The 16,462-nt window shown below is 72.1% G+C and carries 12 protein-coding genes, 1 tRNA gene, 1 pseudogene and 1 CRISPR repeat array; of the genes and pseudogenes, 9 read left to right on the plus strand and 5 right to left on the minus strand.

Features of this window, described 5'->3' with window-relative positions; genetic code table 11:
- The 7 genes and pseudogenes from TSO221_RS35675 to cas2 form a co-directional block, all read left to right on the plus strand.
- A pseudogene (locus tag TSO221_RS35675) lies at nucleotides 1-1,055 on the plus strand (CRISPR-associated endonuclease Cas3''); the annotation flags it as partial.
- A 216-nt stretch (nucleotides 1,056-1,271) separates the two neighbouring features.
- Nucleotides 1,272-1,925, plus strand: a complete 654-nt coding sequence (gene cas5c, locus TSO221_RS26975) for a type I-C CRISPR-associated protein Cas5c (protein ID WP_109121608.1) — start codon at nucleotides 1,272-1,274, stop codon at nucleotides 1,923-1,925.
- Between the two features lie 3 nt (nucleotides 1,926-1,928).
- Nucleotides 1,929-3,767 carry a type I-C CRISPR-associated protein Cas8c/Csd1 gene (cas8c, locus tag TSO221_RS26980; RefSeq protein ID WP_109121609.1) on the plus strand — a complete coding sequence of 613 codons (1,839 nt, stop codon included), beginning with the start codon at nucleotides 1,929-1,931 and terminating at the stop codon, nucleotides 3,765-3,767.
- Between the two features lie 6 nt (nucleotides 3,768-3,773).
- The gene (gene cas7c / locus TSO221_RS26985; RefSeq protein ID WP_109121610.1) at nucleotides 3,774-4,646 is read left to right on the plus strand and encodes a type I-C CRISPR-associated protein Cas7/Csd2; all 873 of its coding nucleotides are present in this window, start codon (nucleotides 3,774-3,776) and stop codon (nucleotides 4,644-4,646) included.
- A 4-nt stretch (nucleotides 4,647-4,650) separates the two neighbouring features.
- The gene (cas4, locus tag TSO221_RS26990) at nucleotides 4,651-5,295 is read left to right on the plus strand and encodes a CRISPR-associated protein Cas4 (RefSeq protein ID WP_199229648.1); all 645 of its coding nucleotides are present in this window, start codon (nucleotides 4,651-4,653) and stop codon (nucleotides 5,293-5,295) included.
- Nucleotides 5,292-6,329, plus strand: a complete 1,038-nt coding sequence (gene cas1c / locus TSO221_RS26995) for a type I-C CRISPR-associated endonuclease Cas1c (protein ID WP_109121611.1) — start codon at nucleotides 5,292-5,294, stop codon at nucleotides 6,327-6,329. The genes cas4 and cas1c overlap by 4 nt, the downstream gene beginning before the upstream one ends.
- 12 nt (nucleotides 6,330-6,341) lie before the next feature.
- Entirely contained in the window at nucleotides 6,342-6,632 is a 291-nt protein-coding gene (gene cas2, locus TSO221_RS27000; RefSeq protein WP_109121612.1) for a CRISPR-associated endonuclease Cas2, read from the plus strand.
- A 194-nt stretch (nucleotides 6,633-6,826) separates the two neighbouring features.
- Nucleotides 6,827-7,906: a CRISPR direct-repeat array (repeat unit 32 nt; unit sequence GTCGCTCCCCGCGCGGGAGCGTGGATTGAAAC).
- Between the two features lie 201 nt (nucleotides 7,907-8,107).
- On the opposite strand, the gene TSO221_RS27005 is transcribed toward cas2, so the two are convergent.
- The 5 genes from TSO221_RS27005 to TSO221_RS27025 form a co-directional block, all read right to left on the minus strand.
- Nucleotides 8,108-8,182 (minus strand) — tRNA-Gln (locus TSO221_RS27005).
- Nucleotides 8,183-8,243: 61 nt separating this feature from the next.
- Nucleotides 8,244-10,331, minus strand: coding sequence for a hypothetical protein (locus TSO221_RS27010; RefSeq protein WP_109121613.1), 2,088 nt, complete (start codon nucleotides 10,329-10,331; stop codon nucleotides 8,244-8,246).
- Nucleotides 10,328-13,051 carry a DUF4159 domain-containing protein gene (locus tag TSO221_RS27015; RefSeq protein ID WP_109121614.1) on the minus strand — a complete coding sequence of 908 codons (2,724 nt, stop codon included), beginning with the start codon at nucleotides 13,049-13,051 and terminating at the stop codon, nucleotides 10,328-10,330. Before TSO221_RS27015 ends, TSO221_RS27010 begins: the two co-directional genes overlap by 4 nt.
- 143 nt (nucleotides 13,052-13,194) lie before the next feature.
- Entirely contained in the window at nucleotides 13,195-14,100 is a 906-nt protein-coding gene (locus TSO221_RS27020; protein ID WP_109121615.1) for a DUF58 domain-containing protein, read from the minus strand.
- The gene (locus TSO221_RS27025) at nucleotides 14,100-15,122 is read right to left on the minus strand and encodes a MoxR family ATPase (RefSeq protein ID WP_109121616.1); all 1,023 of its coding nucleotides are present in this window, start codon (nucleotides 15,120-15,122) and stop codon (nucleotides 14,100-14,102) included. The genes TSO221_RS27020 and TSO221_RS27025 overlap by 1 nt, the downstream gene beginning before the upstream one ends.
- A gap of 191 nt (nucleotides 15,123-15,313) precedes the next feature.
- Here TSO221_RS27025 and TSO221_RS27030 point away from each other — a divergent pair, with 191 nt between their 5' ends.
- On the plus strand, nucleotides 15,314-15,820 hold the full coding sequence (locus TSO221_RS27030; protein WP_247878294.1) for a DUF1285 domain-containing protein: 507 nt from the start codon (nucleotides 15,314-15,316) through the stop codon (nucleotides 15,818-15,820).
- On the plus strand, nucleotides 15,817-16,431 hold the full coding sequence (locus tag TSO221_RS27035; RefSeq protein ID WP_247878295.1) for a CoA pyrophosphatase: 615 nt from the start codon (nucleotides 15,817-15,819) through the stop codon (nucleotides 16,429-16,431). The genes TSO221_RS27030 and TSO221_RS27035 overlap by 4 nt, the downstream gene beginning before the upstream one ends.
- The last annotated feature ends 31 nt before the right edge of the window (nucleotides 16,432-16,462 follow it).

The following is a 16,462-nucleotide window of genomic DNA, read 5'->3' on the forward strand; positions in this document are numbered from 1 at the left end:
TGTGCACCGCCACGCAGCCGGCGCTGGCGAAGGGCGCCCCGCTGGACTTCGGCCTGCCGTCCATCCCCCCCATCGTCGCCGAGCCCGCCCGCCTGCACCGCGCCATGCGGCGGGTGCGGGTGGAGTACGCCGGCCCGCTGGACGACGAGGCGCTGGCCGACCGGCTGACCGACGCGCCGCAGGCGCTGTGCGTGGTCGACACCCGGATGCACGCCGCCGATCTGTTCCGGTTGCTCGTGGCGCGCGGGGTGGAGGGCGTGCGCCATCTCTCCGCCGCCATGTGCGCCGAGCACCGCACCGCCGTGCTGGACGCCATCCGCGCCGACCTGAAGGACGGGCGGCCGTGCCGGGTGGTGTCGACGCAGCTGGTCGAGGCGGGGGTGGACGTCAGCTTTCCACTGGTGCTGCGCGCCATGGCCGGGCTGGACTCGGTGGCGCAGAGCGCCGGCCGCTGCAACCGCCATGGCGAGATGGAGGGCGACCTGGGCACCGTGGTGGTGTTCGACACGGACCGCGCGCTGAGGCTGGCCGACCTCAACCGCCGCCGCGACACCGCGCGCGAGGTGATGGCCGGCCGCGACTGGGACGAGGCGCTGAACCCCGATGTGCTGGAGGCATACTTCAAGGCGCTCTACGCCACCGGCCGGCGCTTGCGCCGGGTCGATGGCGGCGACCCGTTCGACGCGTGCGGGGCGTGGGCGGCGTTCGACAAGGCGAGCGTGAAGAGCCTTCCCTTCCGGGCGGTGGCCGAGCGCTTCCGCCTGATCGACGACGACCAGCTGCCGGTCATCACCCCCTATACCGACGAAGCCCGCGGCTTGGCCGCCGCGCTGCGCACCAGCGAGCGGCCGGCCGGCTTGGCGCGCAAGCTCCAGCGCCACACGGTGTCGCTGCCGCGCTCGCGCGTGGCGCGGCTGCTGGTGGCGGAGATGGTGAAGATGGTGGGGGTGGAGCGGCAGTTCCTGCTGCTGGTGGACGGCAGCGCCTACGATGACGACCTGGGGCTGATGGCGCGGGATCCGCGGGAGCGGGGGGAGGAAGAGAACATTGTTTAACGATCGCGATTGACGAGCCGTGTGCTCTACGGGGTGGTGGCGGTGACGCGATCCATCATTGATCCCATTACCTACTGTCATCCCCGCTTTTGCGGGGATGACGAAAAAGGAAAGTGCGGGTACATCAGCCCCGTCGAAAAATCCCGCATCGGTTGACAATCCGAAATTTCCCGATCAGCCTGAATTGTCCAGCGCACCCGCCGGAGGGGTCTTTCTATGTCCCAGGGCATACGCGTTCACGTCTGGGGCGAGCGCGCCCTGTTCTCCCGCCCGGAGATGAAGGCGGAGAGGGTGTCCTATGACGTCATCACCCCGTCGGCGGCGCGCGGCATCCTGGAAGCCATCCACTGGAAGCCGGCGATCCGCTGGGTGATCGACCGCATCCACGTGCTCAAGCCCATCCGCTTCGACACCGTGCGGCGCAACGAGGTGGGCTCCAAGGCCTCCTACGCCACGGCGCGCCAGGGCATGGCCGGCGGCGCGCTGCCCGAGCTGTTCGCCGACGAGGAACGCCAGCAGCGCGCCAGCGTCCTGCTGCGCGACGTCGGCTACGTCATCGAGGCGCACTTCGAGATGACCTCGCGCGCCGGGCCGCAGGACAGCCCGGGCAAGCACCTGGACATGGCGCGCCGCCGCATCGCCCGGGGGCAGTGCGTCTGGCAGCCTTGCCTCGGCTGCCGCGAGTTTCCGGCGTGGTTCGAGCCGGCCGAGGGACCGGTCGCGGTGCATGACGGCCTGCGCGGCACCCGCGACCTCGGCTGGATGCTGCACGACATCGACTTCGGCGACGGCATGACGCCGCGCTTCTTCCGCGCCACCATGGTGGACGGCGTCATCGACGTGCCGCCGCTCTCCGGCGCGGGAGGCTGAGCGATGATCGTCGCCGAACTCTTCCGCACCTACGAGCGGCTGCGCGACGCGGGCGAACTGCCGCCCTACGGCTTCTCGAACGAGAAGGTGACGGGTTGCGTCGTGCTGACGCCGGACGGCGGCGTTCACCGCGTCGAGGACCTGCGCCAGGACGTCGCCGCCGGCAAAAGGACGGTGAAACGCCCCTCGCTGCTCGACGTGCCGCAGCCGCCGAAGCGCACGGTGGCGATCCTGTCCGGCTTCCTGTGCGATTCCGCCGCCTACCTGTTCGGCTGGGCCGAGGGCGACCGGCGCGCCCGCGCGCTGGAGCAGTTCGCCGCCTCGCGCACCCGGCACGAGGCCGTGCTGGACGGCATCGACCATCCCGCCGCCCGCGCGGTGCTCGCCTTCTTCCGCACCTGGGAGCCGGGCGCCGAGCCGCCGGCCTCCGACCCGGAGGTCCTCGCCGGCTGGCTGGCCTTCCGCCTGATGCACGAGCACGACTGCGTCCACGACGTGCCGGAGATCCGCGCCGCCTGGGAGCGCACGCTGCTGGCCGAGGAGGAGGGGGCGGTCACCGGCCAGTGCCTCGCCACCGGCGAGCAGGGGCAGCCGATCGCCCGCATCCATCCGGCGGTGAAGGGCGTGCCGGGCGCGCAGTCCAGCGGCGCGGCGTTGGTGTCGTTCAACGACGACGCCTACACCTCCTACGGCAAGACGCAGAACTTCAACGCGCCGATGTCGACCCGCGTGGCGCACGGCTACACCGCGGCGCTGAACCACCTGCTGGCACAGCGCGGCACGCGTCACATGGTGGTGGGCGACGTCTCGGTGGTGTTCTGGACCGACCGCCGCACGCGGTTCGAGGAGGACGTCGGCCTCGTCTTCGGCCGCGCCGACCGGCCGGAGGACGCCGACACGCTGACGGCGGTCGGCGCCGCGCTGGACCGCCTCGCCAAGGGCCGGCACGGTGTGATGCCGGAGGAGCTGGACGCGCGCTTCCTCGTGCTCGGCCTGTCGGGCAACGCGGCGCGGCTGGCGGTGCGCTTCTGGGTCGCCGACGGGCTGGGCGTCATGGCCGACCGTCTGGCGCAGCACTTCCGGGACCTCGACCTGGTCACCCAGTGGGACAACCAGCCGCGCTACCCCACGGTCTGGGCACTCGCCAACGAGACCAAGGCCAAGTACCGCCGCGACGGTGACCACGCCCGCCCCGACCCCAACGACAAGGGGCTGGCGAAGCTGCAGGGCGACCTGCTGCGCGCGGTGCTGAGCGGCACCCGCTATCCGGAGAGCCTGCTGGCCGTTCTGCTCGACCGGCTGCGCGCCGACCGCACCGTCAACCACCCGCGCATGGCGCTGCTGAAGGCGGTGCTGGTGCGCCGCCGGCGAACCAACGCGGCTTTGGCCGGCCTGTCTGAAGCCGGCCTGTCTGAAGAAGGGGAGGGCCTCGTGAGCCTCGATCCGAACCGCACCGACGTGGGCTACCGCCTGGGCCGGCTGTTCGCGGTGCTGGAGCGCATCCAGCAGGCCGCCGCCGACGGCCGCGACCTCAACGCCACCATCCGCGACAAGCACGTCGGTGCCGCGTCCTCGACGCCGCGCGCGGCGTTCCCGTTCCTGCTCGACCTCGCCCAGAAGCACCTGAAGAAGGTGCGCGGCGGCAAACCGGGGCTCGCCCGCGTGCTGGACATCGCCTTGCAGGAGATCCAGGAGCCGCTGCGGGGCTTCCCGGCGACGCTCGACCTGGAGCAGCGCGGGCTGTTCTTCCTCGGCTATTACCACGAGCGCGCCGACCGCAAGACCGGCAAGGCCGCCGATCCCACCCTTGATCCCGTCGAACCCCTCCCCGTTCCGGAGTGAGCCGCCATGGGCATCCACGAGTCCCGCATCGAGTTCGTCTACCTGTTCGACGTGCGCAACGGCAACCCGAACGGCGACCCCGACGCCGGCAACATGCCGCGCCTCGACCCCGAGACCGGCAAGGGGCTGGTCACCGACGTCTGCCTGAAGCGCAAGGTCCGCAACCTCATCGAGCTGACCCGCGGCAACCAGGCCGGCTACGACATCTACGTGCGCGAGAAGGCGGTGCTGAACCTCCAGCACGGCCGTGCCTACGAGGGCACCGGCCTGAAGCCGGAGCCGCGCAAGCTGCCCAAGGGCGACGGCGCCGCGGCGGTGACGCAGTGGATGTGCCGGACGTTCTTCGACGTGCGCACCTTCGGCGCGGTGATGACCACCGAGATCAACTGCGGCCAGGTGCGCGGCCCCGTGCAGTTGACCTTCGCCGAGAGCATCGACCCCATCGTGCCGACCGAGGTGTCGGTCACCCGCATGGCGGTGACCACCGAGGCCGAGGCCGAGAAGCAGTCGGGCGACAACCGCACCATGGGCCGCAAGTACATCGTCCCCTACGGCCTGTACCGGGCGCACGGCTTCGTCTCGCCGCATCTGGCGAAGCAGAGCGGCTTCTCCGACGCCGACCTGGAGGCGTTCTTCCAGGCGCTGGTGCTGATGTTCGACCACGACCGCTCGGCCGCGCGCGGCGAGATGGCGGCGCGCCGGCTGATCGTCTTCCGCCACCGTTCGCCGCTTGGCGAGGCGCCGGCGCACAAGCTGTTCGACCGGGTCACGGTGAAGCGGAAGAACACGGTGGCGGTCGGGCGGTCGTACGACGACTACGACGTCGCCATCGACCGCGACGGCCTGCCCGACGGCGTGGAGATCGACGAGCGGCTGTAGCGCCGTGGACGCTGCCGATCCGGATGCCGCCCTGGCGCCGCTGTCGGCGTTGCAGCACCTCGCCTTCTGCCCGCGCCAGTGCGCGCTGATCCACCTGGAGGGCGCCTGGGCGGAGAACGCGCTGACCGCCGAGGGCCGCGTGCTGCACGAGCGGGTGGACGAGGCGCCCGGCGAGAGCCGGCGCAGCGTGCGCGTCGCCCGCGGCGTGGCGTTGCGCAGCCGGCGGCTGGGGCTGATCGGCAAGGCCGACGTGGTGGAGTTCCACGCCCGCCGCGGCGGCCCGCCGGTGCCCTATCCGGTCGAGTACAAGCGCGGCAAGCCGAAACCGTTTGACGCCGACCGCGTGCAGCTCTGTGCCCAGGCGCTGTGCCTGGAGGAGATGCTGGACACCCCGGTGCCGCGCGGCGCGCTGTTCTACGGCCAGCCGCGCCGCCGCGAGGAGGTCGTCTTGGACGACTCCCTGCGGGCGCGCACCGAGGCGGCCGCGGCCGGCCTGCACGCGCTGCTCGCCGCCGGTGTCACGCCGCCGCCCGAGCCGGGGCCGAAGTGCCACTCCTGCTCGCTGGAGCCGTTCTGCCTGCCGGGCGTCGCCGCCGGCCGCTCGGCCGCCGCGTGGCTCGCCCGCGCGCTGAAGGAGGATGCGCCGTGAAGCGCCTGCTCAACACGCTCTACGTCACCACGCCCGGCAGCTACCTGTCCAAGGAGGGCGAGGCCATCGAGGTGCGGCGCGAGGACGGCACCCGCACCCTGGTGCCGCTGCTGGCGCTGGAGGGCGTGCTGGCGTTCGGTGCGGTGGGCGCCAGCCCCTACATCCTCGGCCACTGCGCCGAGCGCGGCGTGTCGGTCGGCTTCCTGACCGAGAACGGGCGCTTCCTGGCCCGCATCGAGGGGCCGGTGTCCGGCAACGTGCTGCTGCGCCGGGCACAGTACCGCGCCTCCGAAGACCCGGAGCGGGCGGCGGCGGTGACGCGCAGCCTGCTGGCCGGCAAGCTGGCCAACCAGCGCACCGTGGTGCGCCGCCACCGCCGCGACCACGACGATCCCAGCGGCGCGCTCGCCGCGGCGGAGGAAACGCTGAGCCGGGCGCTGACCCAGCTCGACCGCGTGCTCGACCCGGCGGGCGAGGTCGACCGGCTGCGCGGCGTGGAGGGCGACGCGGCCGCCGCCTACTTCGCGGCGTTCGGCGCCATGGTCCGGCGCGACGGCGAGGAATGGCGCGTGTGCGGGCGCAGCCGCCGCCCGCCGCTCGACCGGGTGAACTGCCTGTTGTCCTTCGCCTACACGCTGCTGACCCATGACGTGCGCGGCGCGCTGGAGGCGGTGGGGCTGGACCCGCAGGTGGGGTTCCTGCACGCCGACCGGCCGGGCCGGCCGTCGCTGGCGCTCGACTTGGTGGAGGAGTTCCGCGCGCCTTTCGCCGACCGGCTGGTGCTGACGCTGATCAACCGGCAGGAGCTGGCGGCGGACGACTTCGAGATTGGCGAGACCGGTGCGGTGACGCTGACCGGCGATGCCCGCAAGGCGGTGCTGGTCGCCTACCAGAAGCGCAAGAAGGAGGAGCTGACGCACCCCTTCCTGGCGGAGAAGCTGCCGTTCGGCCTGATGTGGCACGCGCAGGCGCGCCTGCTGGCGCGGCACCTGCGCGGCGACCTGGACGCTTATCCGCCGTTCCTGTGGAAGTGAGGGGAGGGAGGGGTGCTGGTGCTCGTCTGCTACGACGTGTCGACCGAGACCCTCGGCGGCAAGCGGCGGCTGCGCCGGGTGGCGAGGGCGTGCCAGGACCATGGCGTGCGCGTCCAGTTCTCGGTGTTCGAGTGCACGGTGGACCCGGCGCAGTGGACGGCGTTGCGGGCGCGGCTGATGGAGATCATCGACCCGAAGACCGACAGCCTGCGCTTCTACCTGCTGGGCTCCTCGGCCCGGCACAAGGTGGAGCACGTCGGCACCCGCCCGCCGACCGACCTGGACGAGCCGCTGATCCTGTGACGCGGTCCCCGCGCGGCGCGAACCCCAAGCGGCCATGATTTGCCGGGAGGGTTCGCGTGGGGAATATGTCCTGTCCCGATGGGCCATTTTTCGGGCTTGGGTCCGTTCAGCTTCGCATTTATCGGTTGCGACGCCGCAGGTTCTCGCGAACAGCGCCGTTCTCGCTGTACGCCCAAGCTCTTATACTCGGGGGGGTCGCTCCCCGCGCGGGAGCGTGGATTGAAACTCATTCGCGCTGTGGGGTGTCAAGGTGCCGGAGGGGTCGCTCCCCGCGCGGGAGCGTGGATTGAAACACACCTGCGTTGCTGAGAAACTGGCGCACCGACTGTCGCTCCCCGCGCGGGAGCGTGGATTGAAACATCCGCCGGCAAGAGGCCGCAGACGCCCGCAACGGTCGCTCCCCGCGCGGGAGCGTGGATTGAAACCACATGATGGCGGCGCTCGCGGAGTTCGAGCGCGTCGCTCCCCGCGCGGGAGCGTGGATTGAAACACCGCCCTGGCGGCGGATGAGTGCCACGCGCTGTCGCTCCCCGCGCGGGAGCGTGGATTGAAACGAGTCCGTGATGGGCGACATCGACAAGGTCGTCGTCGCTCCCCGCGCGGGAGCGTGGATTGAAACACCAGGAAACCGGCCTGCGTCCGGAGTCCTGCCATCGCTCCCCGCGCGGGAGCGTGGATTGAAACATGCCGAGCACTTGGCCGACGCCCCAGCTCGCCGTCGCTCCCCGCGCGGGAGCGTGGATTGAAACGCCGTCGGCGACCCGGTCAAGCCCTCGGACATCGTCGCTCCCCGCGCGGGAGCGTGGATTGAAACTGGATCCAGACGAAGGGCTATCCGGACACCTACCGTCGCTCCCCGCGCGGGAGCGTGGATTGAAACCAGCGCCTGTAGCGGACGCTCGATGACGGCCTGACTGTCGCTCCCCGCGCGGGAGCGTGGATTGAAACATCCGCTGGTACGAGCGCGGGGCTAAGCGCGAGCGTCGCTCCCCGCGCGGGAGCGTGGATTGAAACCTGGACCTGCGCATTCCTGGCGCCGCAGCGCTCGTCGCTCCCCGCGCGGGAGCGTGGATTGAAACTGGTGCAAGGCGGTGCTCCGCCTCTGGAGGGAGTCGCTCCCCGCGCGGGAGCGTGGATTGAAACGCCACCGAGCCGGGCGACGCGCCGGCCAACACCGGCGCTCCCCGCGCGGGAGCGTGGATTGAAACTTCAGCGCGGTGAGAACGTTGGCATCGCCCGTGAGGCGCTCCCCCCACGGGAGCGTGGATTGAAACGACGCCAGCGCCATTTCCACGGGAACGCAGGGCGAACAAATCGGCCGTTTCGTGTTGTCAGCCGTGTTCCCCGGACCAATTTGGAACGGATGCGAACGCTAGGAATTCCAACGGTTTCGTTGGTTCCATGCCGCAACGGGAGGGAACACATCTGGAGGGTGCCGGACCCCTTGGAAACCGAGAGTTTCCAAGGGGTCCGTATGGCTGGGGCGCCAGGATTCGAACCTGGGAATGGCGGTACCAAAAACCGCTGCCTTACCGCTTGGCGACGCCCCAATCCTGGGAAGGGTCGGGACCTTAACCGCAAATCCCGCGGCGTGCAACCCGCGGGAACGGCCTACCGCCCTTCGCGGCGCCACGCCACGATCATCGCCCCCAACGCCAGCAGCAGCACCATCGCCACCGGCAGCAGCGGCACATCCGACACCCCGGTCACCACGAAGTCGCCGTTGGCGCGCAGCCCGATCCAGCCGGAGCCGCTCTGCGCCCGGTCGGCCTTGGTGCGGCGGACGTCCACGGCGCCGTCGGCGATCCACTGCACACCGCCGTCCGTCGCCTGCGCCACCGGCTTCACCTTGTCGGGCGTTGAGCGTACGTCGGCCAGCTCCGGCGGGTTGACGGCGCCGACCACCGCCAGCGCGGTGCGCTCGCCGTCGGTGATGCGGTAGATGCCGGGCTCGCCGGCGATCACCGTGGCGGCGGCGCGGCCGGTCTTGTCGTCGGCCATCTCCAGCGTGCGCGTCTCGTCCGACGGCGTGGTCAGCGTCACCGAACGCGGGTCGGGCTCCAGCGAGCGGCGCTCCACCGTGATCCGGTTGCCGTCCACCCGGGCGCGCAGGTCGTTCTCCTCGAGCTCCGGCTCCTTCATCAGCCAGTGGGCGAGGCGTCGCAGCAGCTCCGCCTGCGGGCCGCCGCCCTCGAAGCCGCGGCTCCACAGCCACATCTGGTCGGACGCGATCTGCGCCACCCGGCCCTCGCCGACGCGGTTCAGCACGATCAGCGGCGTGCCCTGCGCGCCGTTCATCACCACCGACCCGCCCTTCGAGGTCACCTCCACCTGATGGAACCAGCGGCCCCAGGTCGGCTCGCCGTCGGCACGGTCGCCGGGCAGGCCGGAGGTCACCGGGTGGCGGCGGCCGAGCTCGGTCACCGTCGGGCGGAAGGGCTGGTCGAAGGTGGTGCCGGTCGGCTCGGCCGGCAGCACGCCGCCCAAGGGCGTGCGGGCCAGCGACAGGGCGCCGGCGAAGCCCTGGCCGGAGGCCTCCAGCAAGGCGCCGCCCTTCTCGACGTAGCGGGCGATGTTCTCCAGGTACATCTGCGGCAGCACGCCGCGCCGGCGGTAGCGGTCGAAGATGATCAGGTCGAACTCGTCGAGCTTGATCTCGAACAGCTCGCGGATCGGGAAGGCGATCAGCGACAGCTCGCGGATCGGCGTGCCATCCTGCTTCTCCGGCGGGCGCAGGATGGTGAAGTGGACGAGGTCCACCGCCGGGTCGACCTTCAAGAGGTTGCGCCAGGTGCGCTCGCCGGCGTGCGGCTCGCCCGACACCAGCAGCACGCGCAGCCGGTCGCGCACGCCGTTCACCACCACCGCGGTCCGGTTGTTGGCGAGCGTCAGTTCCTGCCTGGCGGCCTCGACCTCCATCTCCAGCACGTTCTGGCCGCCGTGCGTGACCGGCACGTCGATGTGGAAGTCGCGGCCCACCGGCACCTGGAACTGCCGCGGCGTGCCGCCGTCCTGGCGCAGCGTCACCAGCGCGCTGGGCGACTGCGCCCTGGGCATGTCGTCGACGCGGATCACCAGCTCCACCGGCTTGCCCACCAGCCCGTAGGCGGGGGCCTGCACGATGGCGAGGCGGCGGTCGCCCTCGTCGCGGTTGCCGGTCAGCAGCGTGTGCACCGGGCCGCCCTCGGCCAGCTTGGCGGTGTTCTCCGGCACGTCGTGGATCTGGCCGTCGGTGATCAGCACCGCCCCGGCGCTGCGGCGGCGCGGCACGTCGGCCATGGCGCGGTTCAGCGCGTCGAACAGGCGCGTCTCGTTGATCGCCGAGGCGCCGGACTCGCCGGCCCCGGCGCGCACCACGCGCACCTCCAGGTCGTCGAAGCGCTTCAGCCTGTCGGTCAGCTCGGCCAGCGCGCGCTCGGCCCGCGCCTTGCGCTCGCCGACGTTCTGGCTGGGCGATTCATCGACGACGACGACCGCCACATCCTTGATCGGCTCGCGCTTCTCGTGCACCAGCGACGGGTTGACCAGCGCCAGCGCCAGCACCGCTAGAGCCAGGAGGCGCAGCAGCGCGCCGCGGGCGCGGCGGACCAGACCGAGCAGCGCCACCAGCGCCGCCACCGCGAACAGCGGGATCAGCCAGTCCCAGGGCAGCAGCGGGTTGACGACGATGGAGTTGCCGCCGGACAGCAGGTCGGTCATTGGCCCAGCCTCTCCAGGATGGCCGGGACGTGCACCTGGTCGGCCTTGTAGTTGCCGGTCAGCGCGTACATCACGAGGTTGACGCCGAAGCGGAAGGCCATCTCGCGCTGACGCTCGCCGCCCGGCGCCACGGCAAAGCGCGGCTGTCCGCGGCCGTCCACCGCCCAGGCGGCGGCGTAGTCGTTGGAGCCGATCAGCACCGGCGAGACGCCGTCGTTGGCGCGGCCCTCGCGCGCCTCCACCCAGACGTCGCCGCCGGCGGTGCGGCCGGGGAAGTCCTGCATCAGATAGAACGCCTTGGTCAGCACGTGGTCGGGCGGCACCGGCGCCAGCGGCGGGATGTCGAGCCCCTGGGCGAGACGCTGCAGGGCGAGGCCGCCCTGGCCGGACCCGGGGCCGAGCGCGGTGGCCTGGTCGCGGGTGTCGAACAGGATGGTGCCGCCGTTCTTCAGGTACTCGTTGATGCGCGAGCGGGCGTGGTCGCTCAGCGGCCGGGCGTTCGGCGTCACCGGCCAGTAGAGCAGGGGGTAGAAGGCCAGCTCGTCCACCTCGACATCGACGCCCTGGGTGCCGGCGGCCTCCACCGCGGTGCGGCGGTTCAGCACCTCGACCAGCCCGTCGAGGCCGGCGCGGGCAACCTCATCGACGTTTGCGTCGCCGGTGCGGACGTGCGCGAGGTAGGTCTCGGCGGTCACCTTGGTGTTGTGCATGTCGTCGGCGCGCGCCGTGCCGTACGGGAACGCCATGGCGAGCAGCAGCGCCGCGGCGGCGGCTCCGGCCCGGCGCGGGCGCGCCCAGCGGCCGAGCAGCCCGCGCAGCGCCAGCGCAATCAGCAGATCGAGGATGGTCAGCGCCATGGCGATCCCCAGCAGCCCCGGCTTCAGCGCCACCTCGCCGCGCTGGGCGTAGCCCTCCACGGCGACGCCGGCCGGCAGGGGGCCGAGCGGCTCGATCTTCGTCAGCCCGGCGGTGAGGTTGAGGGCGCGGCGGGCCTCCTCGGTGCCGTAGAATCCCGGCGGATGGCGCGGGCCGATCGCCTCCGGCTTGAAGGCGTCGCCGGGGATCGGGAACGCGGTCGGCGGCGGCGGGATCAGCCGGCCATAGCCGTCCAGCACCTCCAGCGGCTCCAGCGTCGCGGCGCTGGCGGCGCCCGCCACGCCCTCGCTCAGGCCGGCCAGCCGGCGCAGCATCTCGACGAACAGGCCGGACAGCGACAGGTTGGACCAGTCCGGGCTGGCGGTGGTGTGCACCAGCACGATCCAGCCGGCGCCGCGCTTCTCCGAGGTGACCAGCGGCGTGCCGTCGGCCAGCCGCGCCCAGGTGCGGTCGGCGAGGTCCACCGACGGCTCGGCCAGCACCTGCCGCTGCACCAGCACGTCATCGGGCACCTTCAGGCCGTAGAACGGGCTCTTCTCGCCGAAGGGCTGGAGCTTGGCCGGTTCGGACCAGGACAGCGCGCCGCCCAGCGTGCGGTCGCCCAGGCGCAGACGCACCGGCACCAGCTGGTCGGCGTTCTGCGCCAGCCGCGGGCCGGCGAAGCGCAGCAGCAGGCCGCCCTTCTTCACCCACGCCTCGATGGCCTGCGCCTCCTCGCCGGACAGCGCGCCGACGTCGGAGAGGATGAGCACGGCCAGTTCGCGCTTCATCAGGTCGCCGATCGCGCCGCGGCGCACCTCGTTGTAGGGGGCCAGCGCGCGGTCCAGGTAGTGCAGGTCGGACAATAGCGGCTGGTTCTCGCCGGCCGGGCGGCCGGACACCAAGCCGACCGGCCGGCGGCGCCAGCGCTCGTCCAGCAGCACGGTGGCGCCGGCGGTGGTCTCGCCCTCGATGCGCAGGCTGGCGGCCTCGTTGCGCAGCTCGACGGGGACGTCCAGGCGCAGCTCGCGGCTGGCCTGCCCGGCGTCGAAGGCGACGGTCTCGCGGGTCAGCAGCCGGCCGTCGGCGGCGCCGAGGCGGACGGTCACCGGCTCCGGCCGGCTGGGGTCGGCGCGCACGAGGCGGGTGACCAGCGCCGTGCCCTCGGGTGCCGGGGGCAGCAGCAGGTGCGGCGGGCGGGCGGCGGAATCGTCCAGCACCTCGACGGAGCCGAGCCGCTGCAGCGCGGAGGCGAGGTCGCGGGCATACCGGTCGCCGACGCCGTCGGCCAGCCAGACGCTGTGCAGCGTGCCATTCGGGCGGAGTGTGCGCACCGCCTCCAGCGCCGCGGCGCGGTTGGTCGGCCAGGGGTGCGGCTCCAGGGCCTGGATCAGCCGGCGCGCCTCGACCGGCGGCAGCGGCGCGCTGGCGGCGATCTTGTCGCCGGCGGCGGGCGGCGCGGTGGCGAGCACGATGACCTGGCGGGACTGGCGCTCGGCCTGGCCGACCACCTCCTCCATGGCGCGGCGGCGGCTCGGCCAGTCGCGGGCGGCGGCCCAGCCGTTGTCCACCACCAGCACCAGCGGGCCGCTGCCGGGCAGGGCGGCGCGCGGGTTCAGCAGCGGGCCGGACAGCGCCAGGATGACCAGCGCGGCGATGATCAGGCGCAGCAGCAGCAGCCACCAGGGCGTGCGCGCCGGCGTCTCCTCGCGCGCCACGAGGTCGCGCAGCAGGCGGATCGCCGGGAAGCGCACGAGGCGCGGCGCCGGCGGGGTGACGCGCAGCAGCCACCACAGCACCGGCAGCACCAGCAGCGCTGACAGCACCCACGGGGTGGCGAAGGCGAAGGACCCGAGACCGAGCATGTGTCTCCAAACTCTGCGCGAACGTTGCTAACCCGATCCCCCTCTCCCCAACCCCTCTCCCGCGGGGGGAGAGGGGCTTTTCCCGCTGTCCCCCCTCTCCCCTTGCGGGAGAGGGGCCGGGGGAGAGGGGGCAAAACGAACCCTCACACCGCCTCCTGCGCCAGCGCACCCCACAGCGCCAGCAGCGCGGTTTGCGGCGGTCGGTCGGTGCGGTGCACGGCGAAGGTCCAGCCGGCGGCGCGCGCCAGCGCGGCCAGGCCCTCCTGCTGCGCCCGCAGCCGTTCCAGATAGGCCGCGCGCACCGCCTCGACGCGCGGCACCAGCAGTTCCTCCTCGCCCTCGAACCCGGCGAACTCCACGCGGCCGTCGAAGGGCAGCGTCTCCTCGGCCGGGTCGAGCACCTGGAGGAGATGGCCGCGCAACCCCCGCCCGGACAGACCGGACACGGTGGCGTGGATCTCGGTGAGGGGCGACAGCAGGTCGCCGAACAGCACCACCTGGGCGTGCCGCGGCAGCGGCTCGACGCGCGGCAGTCCATCGGCGCGCGGCGTCGCCTGGGGATCGCTGAGCAGGTTGGCGAGCCGGTTGAGCGTGTGCTTGCCGTGGTCCGGCCGCACGCCGGAGTTCAGCAGCGCCACCCGCTCGCCGCCGCGGATCAGCAGCACGGAGGTCGCCAGCAGCAGCAGGTCAGCGCGCTCGCGCTTGGTCGGCAGCTCGGGGCTGGAGCGGTATTCCATGGAGCCGGAACGGTCGCGCCACAGCCAGACGCTCTGCGCCGCCTCCCACTCGTTCTCGCGGACGAACACCGGCTGCGTCTTGGCCGACTGCCGCCAGTCGATCATCTGCGGCGCGTCGCCGGGCTGGTAGCGGCGGAACTGCCAGAAGGTCTCGCCCAGGCCGACGCGGCGCCGGCCGTGCACGCCCTGCGCCACGGTGGAGGCCACCCGCTCGGCGGCGACCAGCAGCGGCGGCAGGCGGGCGGCCAGCGTCTCGGCGCGCTGCTGCGCGCGCAGCGCGTTGACCGTGAGCGAGGGCCGCGTCGTCGCCATCACAGCAGCGGCGCGCACAGGCGATCGATGACGTCGTCGATGGTGACGCCGTCGGCGCGCGCCGCGAAGTTCAGCGCCATGCGGTGGCGCAGGATCGGCTTGGCGAGCGCCACCACGTCGTCCAGCGACGGCGACAGCCGGCCGTCCAGCACCGCCTGCGCGCGGGCCGCCAGCATCAGCGATTGGCTGGCGCGCGGCCCCGGCCCCCAGGCGACGTGGGTGCGCACCTCGGGGATGTCCGACGTCTCCGGCCGGCCGGCGCGCACGAGGTCGAGGATGCCCTCCACCACGCTCTCGCCGATCGGGATGCGGCGCACCAGGCGCTGGGCGGCCTGGAGGTCGGTGGGGGTGAGCACGGTCACCGCCTTCTCGGCATCGACGCCGGTGGTGGCGATCATCATGCGCCGCTCGGCGTCGCGGTCGGGGTAGCTGACGTCGATCTGCATGAGGAAGCGGTCGAGCTGCGCCTCGGGCAGCGGGTAGGTGCCCTCCTGCTCCAGCGGGTTCTGGGTGGCCAGCACGTGGAACGGCTGCGGCAGCGGGTGGTAGTGGCCGGCCACCGACACCCGGTGCTCCTGCATCGCCTGCAGCAGCGCCGACTGGGTGCGCGGGCTGGCGCGGTTGATCTCGTCCGCCATCAGCAACTGGCTGAACACCGGGCCCGGGATGAAGCGGAAGGAGCGCCGGCCGGTCTCCGACTCCTCCAGCACCTCGGAGCCGAGGATGTCCGCCGGCATCAGGTCGGGCGTGCACTGGATGCGCTTCTCGGCGAGGCCGAGCACGGTGCCCAGCGTCTCCACCAGCCGCGTCTTGGCGAGGCCGGGGACGCCGATCAAAAGAACGTGACCGCCGGCCAGCAACGTGACCAGGGTCAGGTTGACGACCTCCTGCTGGCCGAAGATGATGCGGCCGATGCGGTCGCGCACCAGCTGCAGCCGGCCGCCGAGGGTCTCCACCTCGGCCAGGAGCTGCTGCGGGTTTTCCGGGGTCGGCGCTGGGAGGATGGCGTCGGTGGCGCTCACGGGGCACTCTCCCTGTTAAAATCCAGCCTCGCCGACCTATGTGACGAGTGTGGCGAAATTACGTTGCGCAAATCGGACGGCCCGGAAACCAGTGGGCGGGCGCTGCCGTCAGGAACAAGGTCGGGGGCGAGATGCAGGATGACAAGCCGAATGTGAACGCAAAGCCCCCGTCTTCGGTCGAATTACCCCCGATGGTGCCCCTGGTTGCGGGGGAGCAGCGCTTCGACATCCGCATCGCCCGCGACGGCACCTGGTACCACGAGGGCGACCCGATCAGGCGGATCGAGCTGTCCAAGCTGTTCGCCAGCGTGCTGCGGCGGGACGAGGCCGGCGACTATTGGCTGGTGACACCCGCGGAGCGCGGGCGCATAGTCGTCGACGACGTCCCGTTCGTCGCCGTGGAGATGACGGCGCGCGGCAGCGGCGAGGAGCAGGTCCTCGCGTTCCGCACCAACCTCGACGACTGGGTGGAGGCCGGCCCGGATCATCCGATCCGGGTGGCGCACGATCTGGAGACCGGGGAACCGACCCCGTACATCGCTATAAGAATGGGGTTGGAGGCGCGCATCGCCCGGTCCGTCTATTACGACATGGTGAACCACTGCGCGACGACGAACGGCCCCGAAGGGAAGGAGGCTGAGGTGGGCGTATGGAGCAACGGACGCTTCTTCGTGCTGGGCAGGCTGTCCGGCGCGTGACACCCGTCGATATCCGCAAACGCTTCTCGGAAAGCCATGACCCGCTCCGCGATCCTGATGCGGTGCGCGGCGACCATGATCTGAACCCGGGCTTCCGGCTGCCGCGCGACCGGCTGCGCGAGGCCGCCGTGCTGGTGCCGTTGGTCGACCGGCCGGAGGGGCTGACCGTGCTGTTCACCCAGCGCACCGCGCACCTCAGCGCGCACGCCGGGCAGATCAGCTTCCCCGGCGGCCGGCGCGAGACCGCCGACACCTCGCCCGAGGACACCGCGCTGCGCGAGACCGAGGAGGAGGTCGGCATCGCCCGCGACCACGTCGAGGTGGTCGGGCGGCTGGACACCTACCTGACGCGCACCGGGTTCCGGGTGACGCCGGTGGTCGGGCTGCTGAAGCCGCCCTTCGCGGTCTCCCCGGACCCGACCGAGGTGGACGAGGTGTTCGAGGTGCCGCTGACCGTCATCCTCGGCCCGGCGATGCCGGAGCGGCACAGCCGCGAGTTCATGGGGCAGCAGCGGTATTTCTACGCGTTCCCCTACGAGCAGCGCTACATCTGGGGCGCTACCGCCGGCATGCTGGTGAATCTGCGCGACGTGCTGGCCGAGGCGCGGTGAGCCGGCTGGAAACGCGCGCTGCCGCGGGCTA

Origin of the sequence: Azospirillum sp. TSO22-1 (assembly GCF_003116015.1) — a bacterium.
Taxonomy (GTDB): domain Bacteria; phylum Pseudomonadota; class Alphaproteobacteria; order Azospirillales; family Azospirillaceae; genus Azospirillum.

What these genes read in the sequence shown, in the direction of transcription:
- cas5c (WP_109121608.1), top strand. Translation starts at nt 1,272, where the DNA reads ATGTCCCAGGGCATACGCGTTCACGTCTGGGGCGAGCGCGCCCTGTTC.
- cas8c (WP_109121609.1), top strand. Translation starts at nt 1,929, where the DNA reads ATGATCGTCGCCGAACTCTTCCGCACCTACGAGCGGCTGCGCGACGCG.
- cas7c (WP_109121610.1), top strand. Translation starts at nt 3,774, where the DNA reads ATGGGCATCCACGAGTCCCGCATCGAGTTCGTCTACCTGTTCGACGTG.
- TSO221_RS27010 (WP_109121613.1), bottom strand. Translation starts at nt 10,331, where the DNA reads ATGACCGACCTGCTGTCCGGCGGCAACTCCATCGTCGTCAACCCGCTG.
- TSO221_RS27015 (WP_109121614.1), bottom strand. Translation starts at nt 13,051, where the DNA reads ATGCTCGGTCTCGGGTCCTTCGCCTTCGCCACCCCGTGGGTGCTGTCA.
- TSO221_RS27020 (WP_109121615.1), bottom strand. Translation starts at nt 14,100, where the DNA reads ATGGCGACGACGCGGCCCTCGCTCACGGTCAACGCGCTGCGCGCGCAG.
- TSO221_RS27030 (WP_247878294.1), top strand. Translation starts at nt 15,314, where the DNA reads ATGGTGCCCCTGGTTGCGGGGGAGCAGCGCTTCGACATCCGCATCGCC.